Origin of the sequence: Marinobacter sp., assembly GCF_048269445.1 — a bacterium.
Lineage (GTDB): Bacteria > Pseudomonadota > Gammaproteobacteria > Pseudomonadales > Oleiphilaceae > Marinobacter.
Window position 1 is genome coordinate 518,206 of the sequence record NZ_JBLXIQ010000002.1, and the last position, 19,916, is coordinate 538,121.

Below are 19,916 nucleotides of genomic sequence, written 5' to 3' on the forward strand. Positions count from 1 at the left end.
TGGGGTGTCGCCAAGTGGTAAGGCAACGGGTTTTGATCCCGTCATGCGCAGGTTCGAATCCTGCCACCCCAGCCACCTTTCTCCCGCTTCTTCTGAATCAAACGCCGATACTGAGAAGGATGCCGTCGTGTCCAAACTGATGATTTTTGCTGGCAACGCCAACCCTGAGCTTGCCAAGGCCATCGCCCAGAAACTCCATATTCCCATGGGACAGGCCACTGTAGGCCGTTTCAGCGACGGCGAAACTACCGTCGAGATCAATGAGAATGTCCGCGGCCATGATGTATTCATCATCCAGCCGACCTGCTACCCCACCAACGACAATCTGATGGAGTTGATCGTGATGGCCGACGCACTTCGACGTGCATCCGCAACACGTGTCACCGCCGTTATCCCCTATTACGGATACGCCCGTCAGGATCGCCGTGTACGCTCCACCCGGGTCGCCATCAGCGCCAAAGTCGTCGCCGACATGATCTCAAGCATCGGCGTGGACCGGGTGTTGACTCTGGACCTGCACGCTGACCAGATCCAGGGCTTCTTCGACATTCCTGTGGACAACATCTACGCCACGCCGGTCATGCTCGAAGATATTGAGAAGCAGCGCTTCGAAAACTTTATTGTGGTTTCTCCAGACGTTGGCGGCGTGGTTCGCGCCCGCGCCGTTGCCAAGAAACTGGACGATGCCGATCTGGCCATCATTGACAAGCGTCGCCCGAAAGCCAACGTCTCCCAGGTCATGCACATTATCGGTGACGTTAAGGATAAAACCTGCATTCTGGTGGACGACATCATTGATACAGCCGGCACCCTTTGCAAAGCCGCGAAGGCTCTCAAAGAGCACGGTGCAGCCAAAGTCGTCGCCTACATCACCCACCCGGTTCTTTCTGGCCCGGCCATTGATAACATCAATGCCTCACAGCTGGACGAACTTGTGGTGTGCGATACTATACCGCTGGGTGACAAAGCGAAGAACTGTGATAGAATCCGCGTCCTCAGCATGGCTGGCCTGCTCGCGGAGTCCATTCGCCGCGTCAGCAACGAAGAGTCCATCAGTGCCATGTTCGAGAACGCCTGAGCGTTAAGGCATTGTGCCGGTTCAGGCAAAACAGGCAGTTACCGAGTCGGGAGCCTCATCAGGCTCCCGACTCTTTTAGTCAGCCGGAAACGTCCGGCTTTTCAGAAACATCACCTGATCCAACGCCTGGTCGCGGGCAGTTCAGGTGACGATTGAGGTTAATACCATGTCTCAGGAATTTGTTATCGAAGCATTTCCTCGCGACGATCAGGGGAGAGGTGCGAGCCGCCGCCTGCGTCGTGAGGAACGGAAAATCCCGGCCATCGTCTATGGCGGTGATAAAGACGCCGTCTCTGTCTCTATCTGGCACAACGAGCTGAAAAAAGCTCTGGAGAATGAGGCTTTCTTCTCTCACGTTCTGACCATCGAACTAAACGGCAAGAAAGAAAGCGTGATCCTGAAGGATCTGCAGCGTCATCCGTACAAGCCGTTGCTGACCCACGCCGACTTCCTGCGCGTCGACAAGGATCACGAGATCCACGTTAACGTGCCGCTGCACTTCCTCAACGAAGAAAGCGCACCGGCCATCAAACTTCAGGGCGGTGTTGCGAACCACCAGATCACCGAAGTGGAAGTGATCTGTCTGCCGCAGAATCTGCCCGAGTTCATCGAAGTGGATATGGCTACCGTTGAAATGGATCAGGTGATTCACCTGAGCGACCTGAAACTGCCGAAAGACGTCAAGATTGCCGCCCTGCTTCAGGGTGAAGATCACGACCTGCCTGTTGTGGCCATCCACAAGCCGCGCGGTGCCAAGGTTGATGACACCGAAGAAGGTGAAGAAGGCGAAGAAGGCGAAGACAAGGAGTAATTACTCCTGTACTGACGAGGGCAACGGTGAATGGCACAGGATATCCTCATGGTGGTTGGTCTGGGAAATCCCGGCGCCGACTACGAGAATACCCGCCATAACGCCGGCGCCCTGTTTGTCGAAGCTCTGGCCCGCTCCGCGGGCCAGACGCTCCGCCCCGAAAAGAAGTACCACGGGCTCTACGCCCGCATTCAGTGGCAGGGCCTCGACCTGCACCTCCTGAACCCCACCACGTTTATGAATCGCAGCGGCCTGGCCATCAAGGCGCTGGCAGACCTCTTCAAAATTCAGCCCCAACAGATTCTGATCGCTCACGACGAGCTTGATTTGCCGCCAGGCACCGCCAAACTCAAGAAAGGCGGCGGCCACGGCGGGCATAACGGCCTTCGGGACACTATCGCCCACTTGGGTACCAACGAGTTCCAGAGACTGCGCATCGGCATCGGTCATCCCGGCGACAGCCGCAAGGTAACCGGTTATGTTCTCGGCCGCCTTGGCAAACGGGAAACCGAAGAACTGAACGCCGTAATGGATGAAATCATGCGGGTACTGCCCGACGCAGCCAGCGGTAAACTCTCAGCCGCCATGAACAGACTGCACAGCTTCAAGCCGGCGCCCTGACACATCCCCTTATTCGCTTACACCCCCAGACACCGGTATAATCCGGCCAAATTTTCCAGTACCAGCAGAGGCATTCCATGGGATTTAACTGCGGCATCGTCGGCCTTCCCAACGTCGGCAAATCCACCCTGTTCAACGCGCTCACCAAGTCCGGCATCGGTGCGGAAAACTTCCCCTTCTGTACCATCGAGCCAAACGCGGGTGTTGTAGCCATGCCAGATCCGCGCCTGAACAAGCTGGCCGAGATCGTAAAGCCCGAGCGCGTCGTGCCCACCACCATGGAATTCGTCGATATCGCCGGCCTGGTAGCCGGCGCTTCAAAAGGTGAAGGCCTGGGCAACCAGTTTCTGGCCAACATCCGCCAGACCGACGCCATCGCTCACGTGGTTCGCTGCTTTGAAGACGGCAACGTCATTCACGTGGCCAACAAGGTCGATCCAGCCTCTGACATTGAGGTCATCAACACCGAACTGGCTCTGGCCGACCTGGAAACCGTGGAAAAAGCCATTAAACGCGTACAGCGTGTGGCCAAGAGCGGTGACAAGGAAGCGAAAGCCCAGCTCGAGATGTTCGAGAAGCTCATGCCGGTGCTGAACGAAGGCCAGCCGGTACGCAGCATGAACCTCGACAAGGACCAAATGGGCCTTATCCGTGAGCTGTGCCTGCTCACCGTCAAGCCCACCATGTACATCGCGAACGTGAACGAAGACGGCTTCGAGAATAACCCGCACCTGGATACCGTCCGCAAGATTGCCGAATCCGAGAACGCCGTTGTGGTTCCCATCTGCAACAAGCTGGAAGCCGAAATCTCCGAACTGGAAGACGACGAAAAAGCCATGTTCCTGGACGAAATGGGCATGGAAGAGCCGGGCCTCGACCGGGTCATCCGCGCCGGCTACAGCCTCCTGGGCCTGCAGACCTACTTTACCGCCGGAGTAAAGGAAGTCCGCGCCTGGACTGTTAAAATCGGCGCCACAGCGCCCCAGGCAGCTGCCGTGATCCACACCGACTTCGAGCGCGGCTTTATCCGTGCAGAAGTGGTGAGCTACGACGATTTCGTGAAGTACAACGGCGAAGCCGGCGCCAAAGATGCCGGCAAATGGCGCCTGGAAGGCAAGGAGTACATCGTGAAAGACGGCGACGTAATCCACTTCCGCTTCAACGTGTAACCTTTCAGAAAAAATGGGCCCCAAGCCTTGACACACGGGGGCCAAATACTGAAAATACGCGCCTCGTTTGGGGCGTTGCCCAAAACGAAATGGCAAGGTAGCTCAGTTGGTTAGAGCACAGCACTCATAATGCTGGGGTCGGCGGTTCGACTCCGCCCCTTGCTACCAGTATTCGAAAGGGTCGCGATTCACGTCGCGGCCCTTTTTTGTGCTCACTCCCCTTCCTCCCGATCAGACAGACACCCTTTGCAGATTCAACGCTTACACAACCTTTGACAATTCCAGAACATTTATTCAGATACGATGGGAATTCCAGCAGAACGCGCTTCAAGGCTGTATCGCATCGTGAATTCCCGTCACACATTCAGTATTTTCCTGGCAGTGGTCTTCGTGCCCGTTGCGCTTGCATTCGCCGCAGCAAGCGTGAATGCTGCCGCTCTCTCGATTGGGGTTTTTTGGGTGTGCCTCGGGATCTTTTTCTATCCATCGATAAACGATTACCTTAAGGACCGGAACAGGCCAGGGCGAGACTGACGCCGGGGATCAAGACAGCGCCTTTCCAGGCCATCAATCCCAATCTTCAGCACAATCCACCAAAACCAAACTCTGTGGCATACTCAGTGGCCGAAACCCACAAAGAACAACACACCAGCAAGGACCGTTGACATGAAACCGGAAACCCTCGCGCTGCACGCAGGCTTCAAAAGCGACCCCACTACCCGGGCTGCGACCACACCAATCTACCAGACCACCTCATACACCTTTGATGACACCCAGCACGGTGCCGACCTGTTTGATCTGAAGGTTCAGGGCAACATCTACACCCGCATCATGAACCCGACCAACGCGGTTCTTGAAGAGCGGATGGCCCAGCTCGAAGGGGGTGTTGGCGCCCTGGCCGTGGCCTCTGGCATGGCTGCCATTACCTACGCCCTGCAAACCATCTGCAAGGTGGGCAACAACATCGTCAGCACCAGCCAACTGTATGGCGGCACCTATAACCTGTTTGCCCACTCCTTGCCAAATCAGGGCATTGAGTGCCGGATGGTCCGTCATGATGATTTCGATGCCGTAGAGAAGGCCATTGACGACAACACCCGCGCCCTGTTCTGCGAGTCCATCGGCAACCCGGCGGGCAATGTGGTGGATATCCAGCGCTGGGCTGAGATTGCCCACAAGCATGGCATTCCGCTGATGGTGGACAACACCGTCGCCACGCCGTTCCTGTGCCGCCCGTTTGAGTACGGTGCCGACATTGTCATTCACTCCCTCACCAAGTACATCGGTGGACATGGCACTACCGTGGCGGGCGTTGTGGTGGATTCCGGCAAGTTTGACTGGAAAGCCAGCGCCGCCAAGTTCCCCATGCTGAACGAACCAGACCCGTCCTACCATGGTGTGGTCTACACTGACGCCCTCGGTCCTGCTGCCTTTATTGGCCGTTGCCGTGTGGTGCCGCTGCGCAACACCGGTGCCGCCCTGGCGCCGTTCAACGCTTTCCTGATCATGCAGGGCCTGGAAACCCTGGCCCTGCGCATGGAGCGCCATTGCGAGAACGCGGAGAAAGTGGCCAATTTCCTGCAGGACCATCCATCAGTAGAATGGGTGAACTACGCGACCCTGACTAACAGCCCGTACAAGGCAACCTGCGACAAGATCTGTGGCGGCAAGGCCTCCGGCATTCTGAGCTTCGGCATCAAGGGTGGCCGGGAAGCTGGTGCCAGATTCATCGATGCGCTGGACCTGATCCTGCGCCTGGTCAACATTGGTGATGCCAAATCCCTGGCCTGTCATCCAGCCACCACAACCCACCGCCAGCTGAACCCGGAAGAACTGAAAAGTGCCGGAGTGAGTGAGGATCTGGTGCGGTTGTCGATCGGCATTGAACACGTCGACGACATCATTGCCGACATCACCCAGGCCCTGGACAAAGCCAAGGCTTGATGACGATCAACCGGGTACGACCAATGTCGTGCCCGGTATCCCCGTGATTGCCCCTACCTGTCTTGTAACTCTCCCGCCGGCCCATTATTCTTTAGTGTTCCCCACGCCCTTATGAGAGTCCGGTTGCAATGAGCGACAGCGCAAAGCCCCGCATTACCAGTGGTTCCAAATTCCGCAATGAGCATGGCTTTTCAGCCATCAAGGATGGCGTCAAGCGGTCATCAAAGCAGGAAGCCACACCGGTAGAGCGCAAGCCGAAATGGCTGCGGGCACGCATGCCTGGAGGCGAACGCTATGAGGCTGTTCGCAAGAACGTGAGTGAGCACCGGCTGAGCACCGTTTGCCAGGAATCCCATTGCCCCAACATTGGCGAGTGCTGGACCGCCGGAACCGCCACCATCATGGTAATGGGTTCGGTGTGCACCCGGGCCTGCAAATTCTGCGCAGTGGATACCGGCAACCCGAAAGGGTGGCTGGATGCGGAGGAGCCGGAAAATACCGCCAAGTCGGTGGAGCTCATGGGCCTTCGTTACATTGTGCTCACCTCGGTGGATCGGGATGACCTGGACGACGGCGGTGCCGCGCATTACGCCGCCTGCGTCTCCGCCATCAAACAGCGCACCCCGGAGGTGGCAGTGGAAGCGCTTACTCCGGATTTTGATGCGGTGATGTCGGATGTTGAAAAAGTGGTGGATTCCGGGCTGGATGTTTTTGCCCAGAATGTCGAAACCGTAAAACGCCTGACCAGCCACGTGCGGGACCCCCGCGCCGGGTATGAGAAAACTCTGAGCGTGCTGGAACACGCCAAGAAGCACCGTCCGGATGTGCTCACCAAGACCAGCCTGATGCTCGGCCTCGGTGAAACCGAGGATGAAATTCTGGCAACCATGGACGACCTGCGCGCGATTGGCGTGGACATCCTAACTCTGGGCCAGTACCTCCGCCCCACCCCGAATCACTTGCCGGTGGAACGCTACGTGACGCCGGAAGAGTTCAACCGCTATCGTGAGATCGGCCTGGAGAAAGGCTTCATGGAAGTGCCGTCCGGCCCCATGGTCCGCTCCAGTTACCGTGCCGATAAAGTCTTTGATAAAAACAACCTTGGTCTTGCCGTGCAGGAAGTCCCCCCGGCCTCCAACGCCATGCAGATTCCGGTGAAGGCCGTCGACTGAGAACGCCCATGCTGAAACTGCTGCGAAATGCCCGGCTGAAGTACAAATTCTGGTTGTTGAATATTGTCGTTTTTGCAGTGCTCTGCCTGCTGGTGCTCTACGCCATCGATACGATTGCTGGGAAAACCGGCGACGCGTTCAGTGATGTGTTTGCGGAAACGGCGCCGGGATTTGCACTGGTTGTCGCGGTCCTCATGGCGCTCGAAATGGCCGGCTCCCAGTTGCTGATATCCTTTATAGAGCGCCATGTAAATCGCCTCAAGGATACCATGGTGAACGTCCAGTCCTCCGGCAATCTGAGCCAGCGGGCTAATGTGGATTCCACCGACGAAATCGGCGAGATGGCCAGTGCCTTCAACGCCATGCAGGACCGCACCGTAGGCGTTGTAAAGAGCATGAAGGAAGCCATAGACCGCCTGCACAGTGAAGTTCGGGAACTGACCACAGCAGCCGAGTCTCGCAGGGGTGACTTGGGTCGACAGCAGGCCGACGCCGACCGCTCTGCGGAAGTCATCGAAACCATGCTGCAAAGCTTCACCGGTATTGCCGAACAGGCCGGAATTGCCAAAACCCTGTCCCACGAGGCCCGGGACACAGCCCGCGACGGCAGCAAGCGTGTAGGCCAAAGTGCGGACAGCATCCGCAAGCTGGCTGAAGTTGTGCGCAATTCCGCGAGCAGTGTCGAGGCTCTGGCCGAGAACAGCCACGAAATCAGCCACGCCATTACCGAGATCCGGGGTATTGCCGAGCAGACCAACCTGCTGGCTCTGAATGCCGCCATTGAGGCCGCAAGGGCTGGCGAACAGGGTCGCGGATTTGCCGTGGTAGCCGATGAAGTGCGTAATCTGGCACAACGGGTTCAAGACTCCACCGATCAGATTCAGGGCACCATTGATCGGCTGCTGAACGCAATGAGTACCGCCGTAAACCAGATGACCGGCAGCTCCGAGGACGCCACCCGCTGCGTTGAGGAATCCGAAGAGGGCCGGCGCGCGCTTGAGGCGATCAACGAAGTGGTCAGCCGGATCGACCATACCAACCAGGAAATCGCCAATGTCTCTGCGGAACAGACCGCAGGCACGGATGATGTGCTGGCCAATGTTCAGGGCATCCGTGAAACCACCCAGAACATGGTGACACAGCTCGCCGAGAGCGCAGAAATGAGCCGCCGCCTGAAGCGGCTGATCGACTCCCTGGAGGAAGCAGCCTCAAAGGTCACGGTTCACTGAGGTTTATGGCACACTCTGTACTCGTTTGAACCGGCAGAGTAGTAGTCCATGAATCGTCTCCGCGCCCTGTATGATCGCCTGATTTTTCCGCACCCGTTTATTATCCTCGCGGCTTTTAGCCTGCTACTGGCCCTCGCTGCCTTCAAATTCGGCGAGTTCCGTCTGGATGCTTCCGCCGAATCCCTGGTACTGGAAAACGACCGCTCCCTCGAACAGTACCGCCAGGTAAACCGCCGGTTCACCACCTCCGACGACTTCCTGATCGTAACCTACACGCCAGAGGGGGAGCTCTTCTCCAAAGATGGCCTGGCCCGGCTCGCTTCATTGCGAGATGAGCTGCAACGCTTGGAGGCGGTAGGCTCCACCAACAGCATCCTGAACGTGCCCCTGCTCCACAGCCCGGAGCTGACCCTGGATACCGTGGACAGCGAGATCAAAACCCTCGACCAACACGACGTGCCGCCAGAAACTGCCCGCAAGGCATTACTGAGCAATCCGCTCTACCCCAACCTGCTGATCAGTGAGGATGGCCGCACCACCGCCATCCAGGTGAACCTGCCTACGCCGGATCGTTACTTTGAACTACTGAGAAAACGTAACGACCTGCGAGATAAGACCGACGCCGGCAAAGTCACCGAAGCCGAACTGGCGGAACTGGAGCGGGTAAAACAGGAGTTCATCGCCTTCACAGGGACTCTAGGGGTCGAACGCGATGCAACCATACGGACCGTCCGCTCGATTCTCGATGACTACCGGGACCGCGCCGAAATCCACCTCGGCGGCGTGCCGATGATTGTGGCGGACATGATCCGCTTCATCGAGAACGACCTCTCCACCTTCGGGCTGGGAGTGCTTGCCTTCCTGCTCCTGACCCTGGCCATCATCTTCCGCCAGTGGCGCTGGGTGATCGTGCCGCTCCTGTGCTGCGGGTTTACTGTCTGGCTGATGGTCGGTTTCCTGGGCTGGACCCAGTGGCCGGTCACCGTGATCTCGTCCAACTTTATTTCACTGTTACTGATCATGACCCTGTCGCTGACCATCCACCTGATTGTGCGCTACCGGGAGTTCCAGCATGACGATCCGGAAGCCAAGCCTAGAGACACCCTTCGCAACACAGTAATGGCGATGATCAAGCCCTGCTTCTACATGGCCATCACCACCATCGTCGCCTTCGGCTCTCTCACCTTCAGTGGCATTCGCCCCGTGATCGACTTTGGCTGGATGATGACCCTGGGTCTGACGGTGGCTTTCCTGATCACTTTTATCGTGTTCCCGGCCCTGCTGACACTGCTGCCACCGCCCCTGGACAGCAGGGTTACTTCCGACCGAATTCCCTTTACCGATGCCTTTGCCCGGCTCACAGAACACTTCGGCAAGACGGTGCTGGTGGGCTCCGGGGTGATTGCAGTGCTTTGCGTGGTGGGCCTCAGCAAGTTAACCGTAGAGAACAGCTTCATCGACTACTTCAAAGCCTCCACCGAAATTCACCAGGGCATGGTAGCCATCGACAACCGCCTGGGCGGTACCACGCCATTGGACGTGGTAATCACCGACGACCCGCCTCCGGAGGACGCGAGCATGGGTGACCCGTTTGCCAGTGACTGCGATCCGTTCGCGGAAGATTGCGATGCATCGGAAGAGTACCGGGACACCTGGTACACCTACCAGAAAATGGCAGAACTGGAAGCCGTCCACGATTATCTGGACGGGCTACCGGAGACCGGCAAAGTGCTGTCGATCAACACCACGCTCGACATTCTGGCGCAAATCAACCAGGGCGAGCCTCTGGACGCCCTCGAACTCGCCTTTGTGCCGGCAGCCGTGCCGGATGACCTGAAGGATGTTCTGCTCACCCCCTACATCTCCGAGGAACACGACCAGGCCCGCTTCAGCATCCGCCTCCTGGAAACCATGCCCGACCTGCGCCGGCAGGAACTGCTGGACCGCATCCGCGGCCACCTGACGACTAAGCTGGGCTATGAAGAAGACCAGATTCTCTTCGCTGGCATGACAGTGATGTACAACAACATGCTGCAAAGCCTGTTCGATTCCCAGATCAAGACCATCGGTGTGGTCTTCGCCGCCATCATGGTGATGTTCCTGCTGCTGTTCCGTTCCCTGAAACTGGCACTGATTGGCATCGCCCCGAACTTGATCGCGGCCGGCTCGGTCCTCGGCCTGATGGGCTGGCTGGGCATTCCCCTGGACATGATGACCATCACGGTAGCCGCCATCACCGTGGGCATTGCGGTGGACGACACCATCCACTACATCCACCGCTTCCAGACCGAGTTCCGCAAAGACGGCGACTACATCGCCACCATGCACCGCTGCCACCGGAGCATCGGACAGGCTATGTTCTTCACCTCGCTGACCATCATCTCCGGGTTCTCGATACTGGTGCTTTCCAACTTCATCCCGACCATCTACTTCGGGTTGTTCACCGGGTTTGCCATGTTCATGGCTCTGGTGGGGGCGCTGACTCTGCTTCCGCGCCTGATTGTTCTGGTCAAGCCCTTTGGTTCGGAAGGTAGGGTGCCCTCCTAAAAACCGCTACAAACAAAAAAGGGCCACACCAAACGATGCGGCCCTTCTCCAAAACAGCTAACGAGAGGCTAGATCAGGATCACTGCATGCCCTGACCCTGGCCCTGCTGCTGCATCATCTGACGCTGCTGCATTTGTTGCTGCATCTGCTTCATGCGCTTATCCAGCTCGTCCCGCTGCTCCTGGGTAAACACCTTGTCTACCTTGGCCTGCATCAGCGTGGACAGGGCGGCGATCTCGCCCGTTACATCACCGAGTTTTTCGGCATGCTCGCGAATCGCGTCTTCGTCAAAGTCTGACTTAATCTCGCCCTGCATCTTCTGCTGCAACGCACGGGCTTCCTGACGGAGTTCGCCGATCTCGCCCTGCATCTCATCGATGATGGCGCGAATTTCGGTTTGCTGATCCTCAGACAAACCCACCATTTGCGCCAACTGATCCACCTGATCAGGTTGTCCACCAGCGGCTTGTTGGGCCATCGCCGGTACCGACAGACTCAAGGCTACCAGGGCAGTACCAAACAGTTTTACAAGCTTCATAAAGTTCTCCGTTAACAGGGTGGCCACAACCTTAACACCACCGATATACATTGGTTTCGTCGTTCCGGCCCTACACCCTAAAACATCCACACTCGGTTTTTCACCCCAACCAGCCCTCTTTTTATACACACTTCTCACTACCTTCCGCCACAAACCGCCACACACGGGCATTCAAACAAATGTGAAAGTTTAGTCATTCCCCTTCATAATGGCGCCGATTACAGTCAGCCGGAGCAGAAACGATGGCAATTAACTGGTTTCCAGGGCACATGCACAAGGCCCGCAAGGAGATCAAACAGGTCATGCCGAAGATGGATCTCATCATCGAAGTGGTGGATGCGCGGATTCCTTTCAGCAGCGAAAACCCGCTGGTGCCGGCCCTGCGTGGCGAGAAGCCGCTGATCAAGGTTCTTAACAAACGCGATCTGGCCGATCCGGAAATCACCGAGCGATGGCGGGCATGGCTGGAAAAAGAGCGTGGGGTGCGTGCCATTACCCTCACCCATAATCAGCGCAACGAAGCATTGTCTATCCTGAAGCTGGCGGAGGAGATGACGCCGGATCACGACCGCCAGAAAAGCGCATTGCGGGTAATGATTCTCGGTATTCCCAACGTCGGCAAGTCCACCCTGATCAATACCCTCGCGGGGCGGCCTGCCGCCAAAACCGGAAACGAGCCGGCGGTGACCCGGGCCCAGCAGGCCATCAAGTTGCCCAATAACATCCTGCTGTACGATACTCCCGGCTTTCTCTGGCCCAAGCTGTCTCCGGAAGCCTGCGGATACCGACTGGCGGTCACCGGTGCCATTCGCAGCTCGGTATTGGATTTCGAGGATATCGCCATGTTCGAGGCCGAGTACCTGCTGGAAGCCTACCCAGAGCTGGTCAAAGCCCGTTATGGCTTTGAGGAGTTGCCCAAAGACGGTTTGGCGCTAATGGACGGTATTGCGGCGAAGCGCCGGTTTTTCGGTCGGGGTGGCGTGCCGGACCTGCACAAGGTGTCAGAAGTGTTACTCAATGAATTCCGGGCCGGCACGCTGGGGCGCATTTCTCTGGAAACTCCGGAGATGGTCGAGCGTGAAGCCCGGGAGGCAGCGAACTAACCTCCCCTTACCAAGGTCAAATATCACATCCGGCCCAAAGCGCCTAGACTGTTAGATAACGTAATTGATCGCAAGGTCGGCCATTTCGGCCGGCCGGTAAGGAGGAATTTATGAGACGCGTCGTCGTCACCGGTATGGGCATCGTTTCCTGCCTCGGTAACTCGCTGGATGAGGTCAGAGACAGCCTGAAAAACGGAAAGTCTGGCATCCGCTTCAACGAAACCTATAAGGAAATGGGCTTCCGCAGCCAGATTGCCGGCTCTGTGGACGTAGATACATCCGTTATCGACCGCAAGATCCGCCGCTTCATGGGCCCTTCCGCCATGTACAGCTATCTCGCCATGGAACAGGCAATTGCCCAGGCAGGCCTGACCGAAGATCTGATCTCCAACGACCGCACCGGCCTGATTGCCGGCTCCGGCGGCGCCTCCTGCTCCAGCCAGGTGGAAGCCACGGATATCATGCGTGCAAAAGGTGTCAAGCGTATCGGGCCCTACATGGTGCCGCGCATCATGACCAGCACGGTATCCGCCTGCCTGGCCACCGCCTATAAGATCCGGGGCGTGAACTATTCCATGTCATCAGCCTGTGCCACCAGCGCCCACTGCATTGGCCACGCCATGGAGCAGATCCAGGCCGGCAAACAGGACATCGTGTTCGCCGGTGGCGGCGAGGAAGAAGATTGGAGTCTGACCATGATGTTCGACGCCATGGGAGCCCTCTCCACCAAGTACAACGACACACCGGAAACGGCTTCCCGTCCGTTCGATAGCGGCCGCGATGGCTTTGTGATCGCCGGCGGTGGCGGCATGGTGGTTCTCGAAGAACTGGAACACGCCAAGAAACGGGGGGCCAATATTATTGCCGAGCTGACGGGCTATGGTGCCACCTCTGATGGCTATGACATGGTGGCCCCTTCCGGCGAAGGCGCACAGCGCTGTATGAAGCAGGCCATGGCCACGATCCGTGGCAAGGTCGACTACATCAACGCCCACGGCACCAGCACCCCGGTAGGCGATGTGGCCGAGATGGGCGCGGTGCGTGCCACCTTCGGATCCGACATTCCTGCCATTTCCTCGACCAAGTCACTGTCCGGCCACTCCCTCGGGGCGGCCGGGGCACAGGAGGCGATTTACTCGCTGCTGATGCTGCAGAACGGCTTCATGGCCGGCACTGCAAACCTGGCCAATGTGGACGAGAAAATCGGCGATATTCCATTGGTGGGCCCGGAAGGTCGGGAGGTAGATCTTAACACCGTGATGTCCAACAGCTTTGGTTTTGGTGGCACCAACGCCTCGCTGGTTTTTGAAAAGCTCTAGACCTATTCTTGTTAGGGCCCTCGGGCCCTTATTTTTAAATAATATATTCTAAGATCATCCCGCTTGATCATTGGCAAACACAGTCATCCGTATTAAGGTACGTAGTTGATATGGATCAAATCGGACGGATCATCACGTATGGCTCAAGCAATTCCGTTTCGTCAGGCTTCTCCCCTCAAGGCGTCCTGCCACCAGTGCAGCCTGAGCAACCTGTGCCTACCCCTCGCAATTGAAGAGAATGACCTCGACCGGCTGGAAGATATTGTCCAGCAGGGGCGGATCTTCAACCGCGGCGAACACATCTTTGACCAGAGCACGCCTTATCGTTCCTGCTTTGCGGTGAAAAGCGGATCCATCAAGACGTCGATCATTACCGAAGGTGGTGAGGAACAGGTCACCGGCTTTTTCATGCCCGGTGAGCTGGTCGGCCTTGACAGCATTGGCAGTGAGCACTATGCCTGCACTGCCAAGGCTCTGGAACGAACCAGCATTTGTGAATTTCCGGTGGATAAGCTGGAGGAGCTGACCGGCAAGCTGCCGGAATTGCAGCACCACATGTACCATCTGATGAGCCAGGAAATCCAGAACAGCCACCAGCTCGCCATGCTGCTGAGCAAGAATACAGCTGAAGAGCGCATCGCCGCCCTGCTGTTGTCACTGTCCAGCCGATTCCAGCGCCGGCGCATGTCCGGCACCAATTTCAGCCTGCCGATGGCACGAAACGATATTGCCAACTTCCTCGGGCTTGCCGTGGAAACCGTCAGCCGGGTGTTCACGCGATTCCAGAACCAGGGAATTATCAAGGCCCGTGGCCGGGAAGTTGAGCTGCTCGATGTCGAAGCGCTGCAGTTGGTTACCCGCGAGTTCTCTCGACAGTCTCACCCCTGAGTCCTCCCAATGAAGGGCCCGCCCAGGAGTTACCCGGCGGGTTCGCGGGACACTTCCCTGCCGTTAGTTTGTTTCAGCATCGACAGCTCATCCACCAGCCCGGAACGCCAGGGCAGCTGTTTGATACCGAACGTATTGCGGATTTTGGTACAGATGAGTGTGGTATTCACCGGCTCAAGGTGGCCCCAACCAGGCACTTCATCGACCACTCGGATGCCCTCTGGAATACCCGGAAGCCCAGCAATGGCCAGCCCAAGTTCATACAGGTTGATTTCCTCGGCTCCGGCATATTGATAGGTGCCCCACACTTCGGCACCGCAATCAATCTGAAGCACCATCGCCGCCATCACCCTCGCCAGATCCCGAACTGCGACGGGTTGCCCCCGACAGCGCCCGGGCAGTGACAGAGTCTCGCCTGCAGCGGTACTGGTCTGCATCTTCCGGATAAACCGTGCCAGGCTCCAGCCGGTGCGCAGGATAATGTGCCTCGGCAGCAGGGTACGTAACGCCTGCTCACATTCCCATTGCCAGTTGCCCAGCTCATTCACCGGCTGACCGGGGTTGGATGTAATATAGCCACTTTGCTTGCGGCCATCAAAAACATAACATGAGGACAGCTGAAACAGCGCCATACCGCGATCACGGGCGAACTCGGCCATGGCCACCGGTAAGGAAAATGCCGCTATATGAGCGCCCTCAGGGTCCTTCTCAGCGACTTCAGGATCCGCCATCCAGAGCGCATTCACGATCAGATCGGTGTCCTCGGGGATCCAGTTTTCCAGCCCGTCCAGATCCGCGTTGGAGGGGTCACTGACGAGCAGCGGGCTGACGTGCAGGTGGGTTTCCCGCAGTCGCTCCAGCAAAATCTTCCCCAAGGGGCCGTAATCGTGAACGACAAGTACATGCACGCGGGTTCAATGCCTCCGGATATCACTGATATGACGGTAGTCCCGAACCGGTCTGGCCAATGGCTTACCATCTCCGGTCCTTACACTGGGACTCAGCCTGAGATTACTTCTTTGCTATCCCTTTCAAAAGCATACAACAACAGGAACTGTCATGCTGAAACAACAAAGCCACATCGTGGCGCCGATTCCCGATGAATTACGAACCCGCGCCCTGTATACCGTCAACGAACTGCGTGAGCGGGGCAAAGCCGACAAGGAAGCCATCGACAAACTCTTCAACCTGATCGTGGACATGACCGAAGAAGGTCTGGACTTCTTTTTTCTTGAGCCGCTGCGGAGACTGCATGCCAGCAACATGATGATGGGCATGGCCAGAATGGGCATCAGCAGCATGCTCAAGGGCAGCAAGATGGTCGTTCACAAGGTACTGAAAAAACTGGACGACCGCAGCCTGGCTGCCATTCTCGACTTTATCGAGGAAATCATTCACGAGCCGGAACAGGCCTGACGGTCAGACAGTCAAGATCAACGGTATTGCCGCGTTACCCGCGAGGTAATACCGGTCAGAAGCTCATAAGAGATCGTGCCGGCACAAGCCGCCACTTCGTCAACACTCACCGTTCTGCCCCACAGCTCTACATTGTCCCCTTCTCTGGCCTCCGGAGCTCCAGTCAGATCGACCGCCAGCATATCCATGGACACCCGGCCGATGAGCCGGATTCTCTGGCCGTTAATAGCAGCGGGGGTATTTGTTCCAGCGTGCCTTGGGTAGCCGTCGCCGTAACCTATGGCAACCATACCCATCCGGGTATCCCGATCCGCCACCCAACCAGCACCATAGCCAACGGATGCTCCGGCCCGCACAACACGAGTACTGATTAACGGCGCTTCCAGCGACATGACTGGCTCAAGGCCAAGCTCCAAGCCGGTCTTGCCAATCAGCGGAGAGCCGCCATAAAGCATGATGCCGGGGCGGCTCCAGTCAAACAATGGCTGGCCAGCAAGAAAATGGGCGGCCGAGTTACCAACGCTTTTCATTAATCCGGGCCAGGGCGCAGTTGCTTGTTCAAAGACCGACGTTTGCTCGGCGGTCATGGCACTTTCGGCATCGTCGGCGCAGGCAAAATGGGTCACAAAACCCAGAAGCCTTTCACTGGCCTTCTTAGCTTCCAGTCGAGCCATCACCCCAGCCAGCTCATCCGGATGAAATCCCAGCCGGTTCATGCCGCTGTTCACTTTCAGCCAGTGCCCCGGCACCTGATCATAATGCTCCAGCCATTCCAGTTGCTGAACACTGTGAAGCACCGGCTCAAAATCATTCTGCACACATTCGACCACATCGGGGCCGGCATGAACCCCCTGGAGCAGCACAATCGGCTGTTCCAGCCCACTCTCACGAATGGCCATAGCCTCTTCCAGACAGGCCACCGCGAATTTTGGTACCAGGCTATTCAGGGCTGACGCCACCGGACCAATACCATGGCCATAGCCGTCAGCCTTTACCACCGCCATCACCTGAGCGCCGCCGGCACGCCCACAGGCGGCCTGGTAATTCCGGCGAAGTGCTTCAAGATTGATCCGGGCGACCGTGCTACGTGGCATCAATACTCTCCGCCATAGTCGCTGTAATCGCCGTGGGCCAGATCCTCGAATTTGGTGTACTTGCCGATAAACGCCAGGCGAATGGTTCCGATGGGGCCATTCCGCTGCTTGCCGATGATGATCTCGGCTATGCCCTTGTCCGACGTATCTTCGTTGTACACCTCATCCCGATATACGAACATGATGACGTCGGCATCCTGCTCAATCGCGCCAGATTCCCGCAGATCCGAGTTAACCGGGCGTTTGTTGGGCCGCTGCTCAAGACTCCGGTTAAGCTGGGACAGGGCAACTACCGGGCAACTCAACTCCTTGGCGATCCCCTTCAGGGACCGGGAGATTTCTGAAATCTCCGCCGTCCGGCCCTCGGTGTTGCCAGGCACCCGCATCAGCTGCAGATAGTCGACCATAATCAGGCCGATCTTGCCGCCGTTCTCGCGGGCGATACGTCGTGCCCGGGAGCGCAGTTCGGTGGGGCTCAGGCCCGGCGTATCATCGATGTAAAGCGGTTTGTCCTTGAGCAGGCTGACCGCAGACGTCAGGCGGGGCCAGTCGTCTTCTTCCAGTTTGCCACCCCGGACCTTGGTCTGGTCGATACGCCCGAGTGAAGAGAGCATACGCATGGCCAGCGCATCGGCCGGCATCTCCATACTGAATACTAAAACCGGCGTGCCGGTGCTGATCAGCGCATTTTCAACAATATTCATGGCAAAGGTGGTCTTACCCATGGATGGGCGACCGGCCACAATAATCAGGTCCGACGGCTGCATACCCGAGGTCTGCTCATCTAAATCCCTGAAGCCGGTGGTCAGTCCGGTGGTTTGCTCACCGGATTCAAACAATTCCTCTATCCGGCTCAGGGTCTTTGCCAGAATCGGGTTGATTGCCTGGGGGCCGGAGCCTTCCTTCACCCGCGCCTCGGCAATCTGGAACACGTTCCGTTCGGCCTCATCCAGAATTTCGTTACTGTTCCGGCCCTGAGGATTGAAGGCGGAATCGGAAATTTTACCGGAAACCTCCACCAGCTGACGCAAGACAGAGCGCTCCCGAACAATATTGGCGTACGCCTGGATGTTGGCCGCCCCCGGCGTTTTTTCCGCCAGCTCGGCCAGATAGGACAGTCCCCCGGCATCTTCAATATCCCCGGCCCGCTCGAGAAATTCTGCGAGCGTCACGACATCCAGCGGTTCGCTTTCACTGGCGAGGCGCTCCACGGCGCCAAAAATTAACCGGTGATCCTGCCGGTAGAAATCAGCAGCCGAGATGACTTCGGAAATTTCGTCGAACCGACGGTTGTCCAGCATCAGGCCACCCAATACCGCCTGCTCTGCCTCAACAGAGTGGGGAGGGACCTTGATGCGGCTGGTTTCGAGATCGCTACTCGCGGGCTTCAGATTGGGCTTGGCCATTAAAAAATCTTCAGTTGGACATCAAAACCACGACAGTTTAAGCGACCTGCCGCTGCAATGGGAGAGGGTTATCAGACCCTAACAGCATACCAGAAAGCAACAGGCCCGAAAGCCGCAAGATGCGGATCGGGCCTGTTGGGTTAGCCGGTCAATGCCTTCGAAAAGGCAGCACCGACCACCAGCGTATTACCAAGGCCGGGGAATACCCGGCTCCGTTTTCAGGGAAAACGGATTACTCGGCAACAACCGCCAGCTTGATGGTTGCTTCGACGTCTGAGTGCAGCTGAAGTTCAATCTCGTATTCGCCGGTCACACGGAGTGGGCCTTCCGGCAAACGAACTTCGCTTTTCTCAACTTCGGTGCCACCGGCAGTGATCGCTTCAGCAATGTCACGCACACCGATAGAGCCGAACAGCTTGCCTTCTTCACCAGCTTTGGAGCTGATGGTGAAGGAAGCACCTTCCAGAGCCTCGGCACGGGCCTGGGCAGCAGACAGCTTCTCAGCAGCTGCTTTCTCAAGCTCGGCACGGCGCTCTTCGAACGCCTTCAGGTTTGCTTCGCTGGCAGGTACAGCCTTGCCATACGGAAGCAGGAAATTACGACCGTAACCGGCCTTAACCTTTACCTTGTCACCCAGGGAGCCAAGGTTTGCAACTTTCTCGAGCAGAATAACTTCCATCTCGTTAACCTCTTCGTGCTTTATTCAGCCGGCCCGGCAGGCTTTATACGCCTCCGGATATCCAGCCAGCTATCCACAAAAGCCAGAACCACTAACAGAATCATCAGGCTTGGGCCCAACAGAACCAGCGCTATATAAAACAGCGCCAGCCACTGCCCACTCAGCTTTTTCAAACCAACAATACCGTGAACCAGCGCCAGACTCGCCAAAAACAGCGGTGTTCCCGCGGCCCAGGCCAGCAGCATGGCGTTCAGCCCCAGAAACGGACCCACCACCATGGTTACCGCACACAACACCGCAATCGGCGGAGAGAGCCTCAGACCATGGAACTCCTTGCGAAATCCGCCGGGGTTATAAAGCCCCGCCTGCCAGGACCGCGCCAGCATTGTCATGCCCACACCTGTTGCCAGGTAAGTGCCTGCCATACTCGCATTCATGGTGTCCCGAATTACCCTCTCAAGGTCATCTCCGAGACTCTTCGCTATTTCGGCGTTGTACTGTTGGTAAAAGCTCACCCCAGCCTGGACCAGATCATCCAGCAGACCGGGATAGATCACAGGCAACATCAGGCCTGTGACGATTCCGAGAAAACTCCCTCCGAGAAGGGCCTTCTCCCAGGACTGCGTGGTTCGGATAAGCGCCGCCATCAGCATCACCTGAAGCACAACCGCCAGAGCTGTCGGGTCTTGCCCGAAAATGCTCCACCCGAGTGCCGGTAGCAATGCCCAGAGCCCGATAATGAGCCCCTGACTGATGCCGAGCCTGAGAATAACCAGGCCGACAACGGCTGCGCCAATCCAGAACAGCAGGGGTACGGCAGTGGTTACTGCTGCTACCCCGCCCGCCTGCAGGGGACCGCGCATTACATACTGTGCAAGTGCACGCATGGTCCCAAATCCTGT

The 19,916-nt window shown here is 57.5% G+C and carries 18 protein-coding genes and 2 tRNA genes; 14 read left to right on the top strand and 6 right to left on the bottom strand.

Going from position 1 to position 19,916, the window contains the following annotated elements; translation table 11 throughout:
• The 10 genes from ACN0XM_RS05745 to ACN0XM_RS05790 all read left to right on the top strand — a co-directional run bounded on the left by ACN0XM_RS05745 (position 1) and on the right by ACN0XM_RS05790 (position 10,571).
• Positions 1 to 75: transfer RNA gene (locus ACN0XM_RS05745), tRNA-Gln, on the top strand.
• Between the two features lie 52 nt (positions 76 to 127).
• Positions 128 to 1,078, top strand: coding sequence for a ribose-phosphate diphosphokinase (locus ACN0XM_RS05750; protein WP_417565958.1), 951 nt, complete (start codon positions 128 to 130; stop codon positions 1,076 to 1,078).
• A gap of 166 nt (positions 1,079 to 1,244) precedes the next feature.
• Positions 1,245 to 1,889: a 50S ribosomal protein L25/general stress protein Ctc gene (locus ACN0XM_RS05755; RefSeq protein WP_417565959.1), complete on the top strand. Its 645-nt coding sequence runs from the start codon at positions 1,245 to 1,247 to the stop codon at positions 1,887 to 1,889.
• A 30-nt stretch (positions 1,890 to 1,919) separates the two neighbouring features.
• Positions 1,920 to 2,510: an aminoacyl-tRNA hydrolase gene (pth, locus tag ACN0XM_RS05760; RefSeq protein ID WP_417565960.1), complete on the top strand. Its 591-nt coding sequence runs from the start codon at positions 1,920 to 1,922 to the stop codon at positions 2,508 to 2,510.
• 77 nt (positions 2,511 to 2,587) lie between these two features.
• Positions 2,588 to 3,679: a redox-regulated ATPase YchF gene (ychF, locus tag ACN0XM_RS05765; RefSeq protein WP_417565961.1), complete on the top strand. Its 1,092-nt coding sequence runs from the start codon at positions 2,588 to 2,590 to the stop codon at positions 3,677 to 3,679.
• A gap of 91 nt (positions 3,680 to 3,770) precedes the next feature.
• A tRNA-Met gene (locus ACN0XM_RS05770) sits at positions 3,771 to 3,847 on the top strand.
• 498 nt (positions 3,848 to 4,345) lie between these two features.
• Positions 4,346 to 5,623, top strand: a complete 1,278-nt coding sequence (locus ACN0XM_RS05775; RefSeq protein WP_417565962.1) for an O-acetylhomoserine aminocarboxypropyltransferase/cysteine synthase family protein — start codon at positions 4,346 to 4,348, stop codon at positions 5,621 to 5,623.
• 128 nt (positions 5,624 to 5,751) lie between these two features.
• Complete coding sequence (gene lipA, locus ACN0XM_RS05780; RefSeq protein ID WP_417565963.1) at positions 5,752 to 6,795, top strand: lipoyl synthase; 1,044 nt, start codon at positions 5,752 to 5,754, stop codon at positions 6,793 to 6,795.
• A gap of 8 nt (positions 6,796 to 6,803) precedes the next feature.
• Complete coding sequence (locus ACN0XM_RS05785) at positions 6,804 to 8,024, top strand: methyl-accepting chemotaxis protein (protein WP_417565964.1); 1,221 nt, start codon at positions 6,804 to 6,806, stop codon at positions 8,022 to 8,024.
• A 48-nt stretch (positions 8,025 to 8,072) separates the two neighbouring features.
• Positions 8,073 to 10,571 carry an efflux RND transporter permease subunit gene (locus ACN0XM_RS05790; protein ID WP_417565965.1) on the top strand — a complete coding sequence of 833 codons (2,499 nt, stop codon included), beginning with the start codon at positions 8,073 to 8,075 and terminating at the stop codon, positions 10,569 to 10,571.
• A gap of 79 nt (positions 10,572 to 10,650) precedes the next feature.
• Here the strand turns inward: ACN0XM_RS05790 and ACN0XM_RS05795 are convergent, their stop codons facing one another.
• Positions 10,651 to 11,109 (bottom strand): Spy/CpxP family protein refolding chaperone, encoded by a 459-nt coding sequence (locus tag ACN0XM_RS05795; RefSeq protein ID WP_417565966.1) that lies wholly within the window; start codon positions 11,107 to 11,109, stop codon positions 10,651 to 10,653.
• 242 nt (positions 11,110 to 11,351) lie between these two features.
• Between ACN0XM_RS05795 and ylqF the strand changes: the two genes are divergently transcribed.
• From ylqF to fnr, 3 genes are all read left to right on the top strand, one after another.
• Positions 11,352 to 12,212, top strand: coding sequence for a ribosome biogenesis GTPase YlqF (ylqF, locus tag ACN0XM_RS05800; protein ID WP_417565967.1), 861 nt, complete (start codon positions 11,352 to 11,354; stop codon positions 12,210 to 12,212).
• 110 nt (positions 12,213 to 12,322) lie between these two features.
• Positions 12,323 to 13,531 carry a beta-ketoacyl-ACP synthase I gene (fabB, locus tag ACN0XM_RS05805; protein WP_417565968.1) on the top strand — a complete coding sequence of 403 codons (1,209 nt, stop codon included), beginning with the start codon at positions 12,323 to 12,325 and terminating at the stop codon, positions 13,529 to 13,531.
• A gap of 138 nt (positions 13,532 to 13,669) precedes the next feature.
• Positions 13,670 to 14,419: a fumarate/nitrate reduction transcriptional regulator Fnr gene (gene fnr, locus ACN0XM_RS05810; protein ID WP_417565969.1), complete on the top strand. Its 750-nt coding sequence runs from the start codon at positions 13,670 to 13,672 to the stop codon at positions 14,417 to 14,419.
• Positions 14,420 to 14,448: 29 nt separating this feature from the next.
• Here fnr and ACN0XM_RS05815 read toward each other — a convergent pair whose 3' ends face one another.
• A complete protein-coding gene (locus tag ACN0XM_RS05815; RefSeq protein WP_417565970.1) occupies positions 14,449 to 15,327 on the bottom strand; it encodes a sugar nucleotide-binding protein in 879 nt (292 codons plus the stop codon).
• Positions 15,328 to 15,478: 151 nt separating this feature from the next.
• Between ACN0XM_RS05815 and ACN0XM_RS05820 the strand changes: the two genes are divergently transcribed.
• The gene (locus ACN0XM_RS05820; RefSeq protein ID WP_417565971.1) at positions 15,479 to 15,835 is read left to right on the top strand and encodes a hypothetical protein; all 357 of its coding nucleotides are present in this window, start codon (positions 15,479 to 15,481) and stop codon (positions 15,833 to 15,835) included.
• Between the two features lie 17 nt (positions 15,836 to 15,852).
• Here the strand turns inward: ACN0XM_RS05820 and alr are convergent, their stop codons facing one another.
• The 4 genes from alr to ACN0XM_RS05840 all read right to left on the bottom strand — a co-directional run bounded on the left by alr (position 15,853) and on the right by ACN0XM_RS05840 (position 19,901).
• Positions 15,853 to 16,929, bottom strand: a complete 1,077-nt coding sequence (alr, locus tag ACN0XM_RS05825) for an alanine racemase (RefSeq protein WP_417565972.1) — start codon at positions 16,927 to 16,929, stop codon at positions 15,853 to 15,855.
• Entirely contained in the window at positions 16,929 to 18,335 is a 1,407-nt protein-coding gene (gene dnaB / locus ACN0XM_RS05830; protein ID WP_417565973.1) for a replicative DNA helicase, read from the bottom strand. Before dnaB ends, alr begins: the two co-directional genes overlap by 1 nt.
• 232 nt (positions 18,336 to 18,567) lie before the next feature.
• Positions 18,568 to 19,014, bottom strand: coding sequence for a 50S ribosomal protein L9 (rplI, locus tag ACN0XM_RS05835; RefSeq protein WP_417565974.1), 447 nt, complete (start codon positions 19,012 to 19,014; stop codon positions 18,568 to 18,570).
• A gap of 20 nt (positions 19,015 to 19,034) precedes the next feature.
• Positions 19,035 to 19,901 carry a hypothetical protein gene (locus tag ACN0XM_RS05840; RefSeq protein ID WP_417565975.1) on the bottom strand — a complete coding sequence of 289 codons (867 nt, stop codon included), beginning with the start codon at positions 19,899 to 19,901 and terminating at the stop codon, positions 19,035 to 19,037.
• Positions 19,902 to 19,916: the final 15 nt, after the last annotated feature.

Coding starts and splice junctions, on each gene's coding strand:
- ACN0XM_RS05755 (WP_417565959.1), top strand. CDS start 1,245: ATGTCTCAGGAATTTGTTATCGAAGCATTTCCTCGCGACGATCAGGGG.
- pth (WP_417565960.1), top strand. CDS start 1,920: ATGGCACAGGATATCCTCATGGTGGTTGGTCTGGGAAATCCCGGCGCC.
- ychF (WP_417565961.1), top strand. CDS start 2,588: ATGGGATTTAACTGCGGCATCGTCGGCCTTCCCAACGTCGGCAAATCC.
- ACN0XM_RS05775 (WP_417565962.1), top strand. CDS start 4,346: ATGAAACCGGAAACCCTCGCGCTGCACGCAGGCTTCAAAAGCGACCCC.
- lipA (WP_417565963.1), top strand. CDS start 5,752: ATGAGCGACAGCGCAAAGCCCCGCATTACCAGTGGTTCCAAATTCCGC.
- ACN0XM_RS05785 (WP_417565964.1), top strand. CDS start 6,804: ATGCTGAAACTGCTGCGAAATGCCCGGCTGAAGTACAAATTCTGGTTG.
- ACN0XM_RS05790 (WP_417565965.1), top strand. CDS start 8,073: ATGAATCGTCTCCGCGCCCTGTATGATCGCCTGATTTTTCCGCACCCG.
- ACN0XM_RS05795 (WP_417565966.1), bottom strand. CDS start 11,109: ATGAAGCTTGTAAAACTGTTTGGTACTGCCCTGGTAGCCTTGAGTCTG.
- ylqF (WP_417565967.1), top strand. CDS start 11,352: ATGGCAATTAACTGGTTTCCAGGGCACATGCACAAGGCCCGCAAGGAG.
- fabB (WP_417565968.1), top strand. CDS start 12,323: ATGAGACGCGTCGTCGTCACCGGTATGGGCATCGTTTCCTGCCTCGGT.
- fnr (WP_417565969.1), top strand. CDS start 13,670: ATGGCTCAAGCAATTCCGTTTCGTCAGGCTTCTCCCCTCAAGGCGTCC.
- ACN0XM_RS05820 (WP_417565971.1), top strand. CDS start 15,479: ATGCTGAAACAACAAAGCCACATCGTGGCGCCGATTCCCGATGAATTA.
- alr (WP_417565972.1), bottom strand. CDS start 16,929: ATGCCACGTAGCACGGTCGCCCGGATCAATCTTGAAGCACTTCGCCGG.
- dnaB (WP_417565973.1), bottom strand. CDS start 18,335: ATGGCCAAGCCCAATCTGAAGCCCGCGAGTAGCGATCTCGAAACCAGC.
- rplI (WP_417565974.1), bottom strand. CDS start 19,014: ATGGAAGTTATTCTGCTCGAGAAAGTTGCAAACCTTGGCTCCCTGGGT.
- ACN0XM_RS05840 (WP_417565975.1), bottom strand. CDS start 19,901: ATGCGTGCACTTGCACAGTATGTAATGCGCGGTCCCCTGCAGGCGGGC.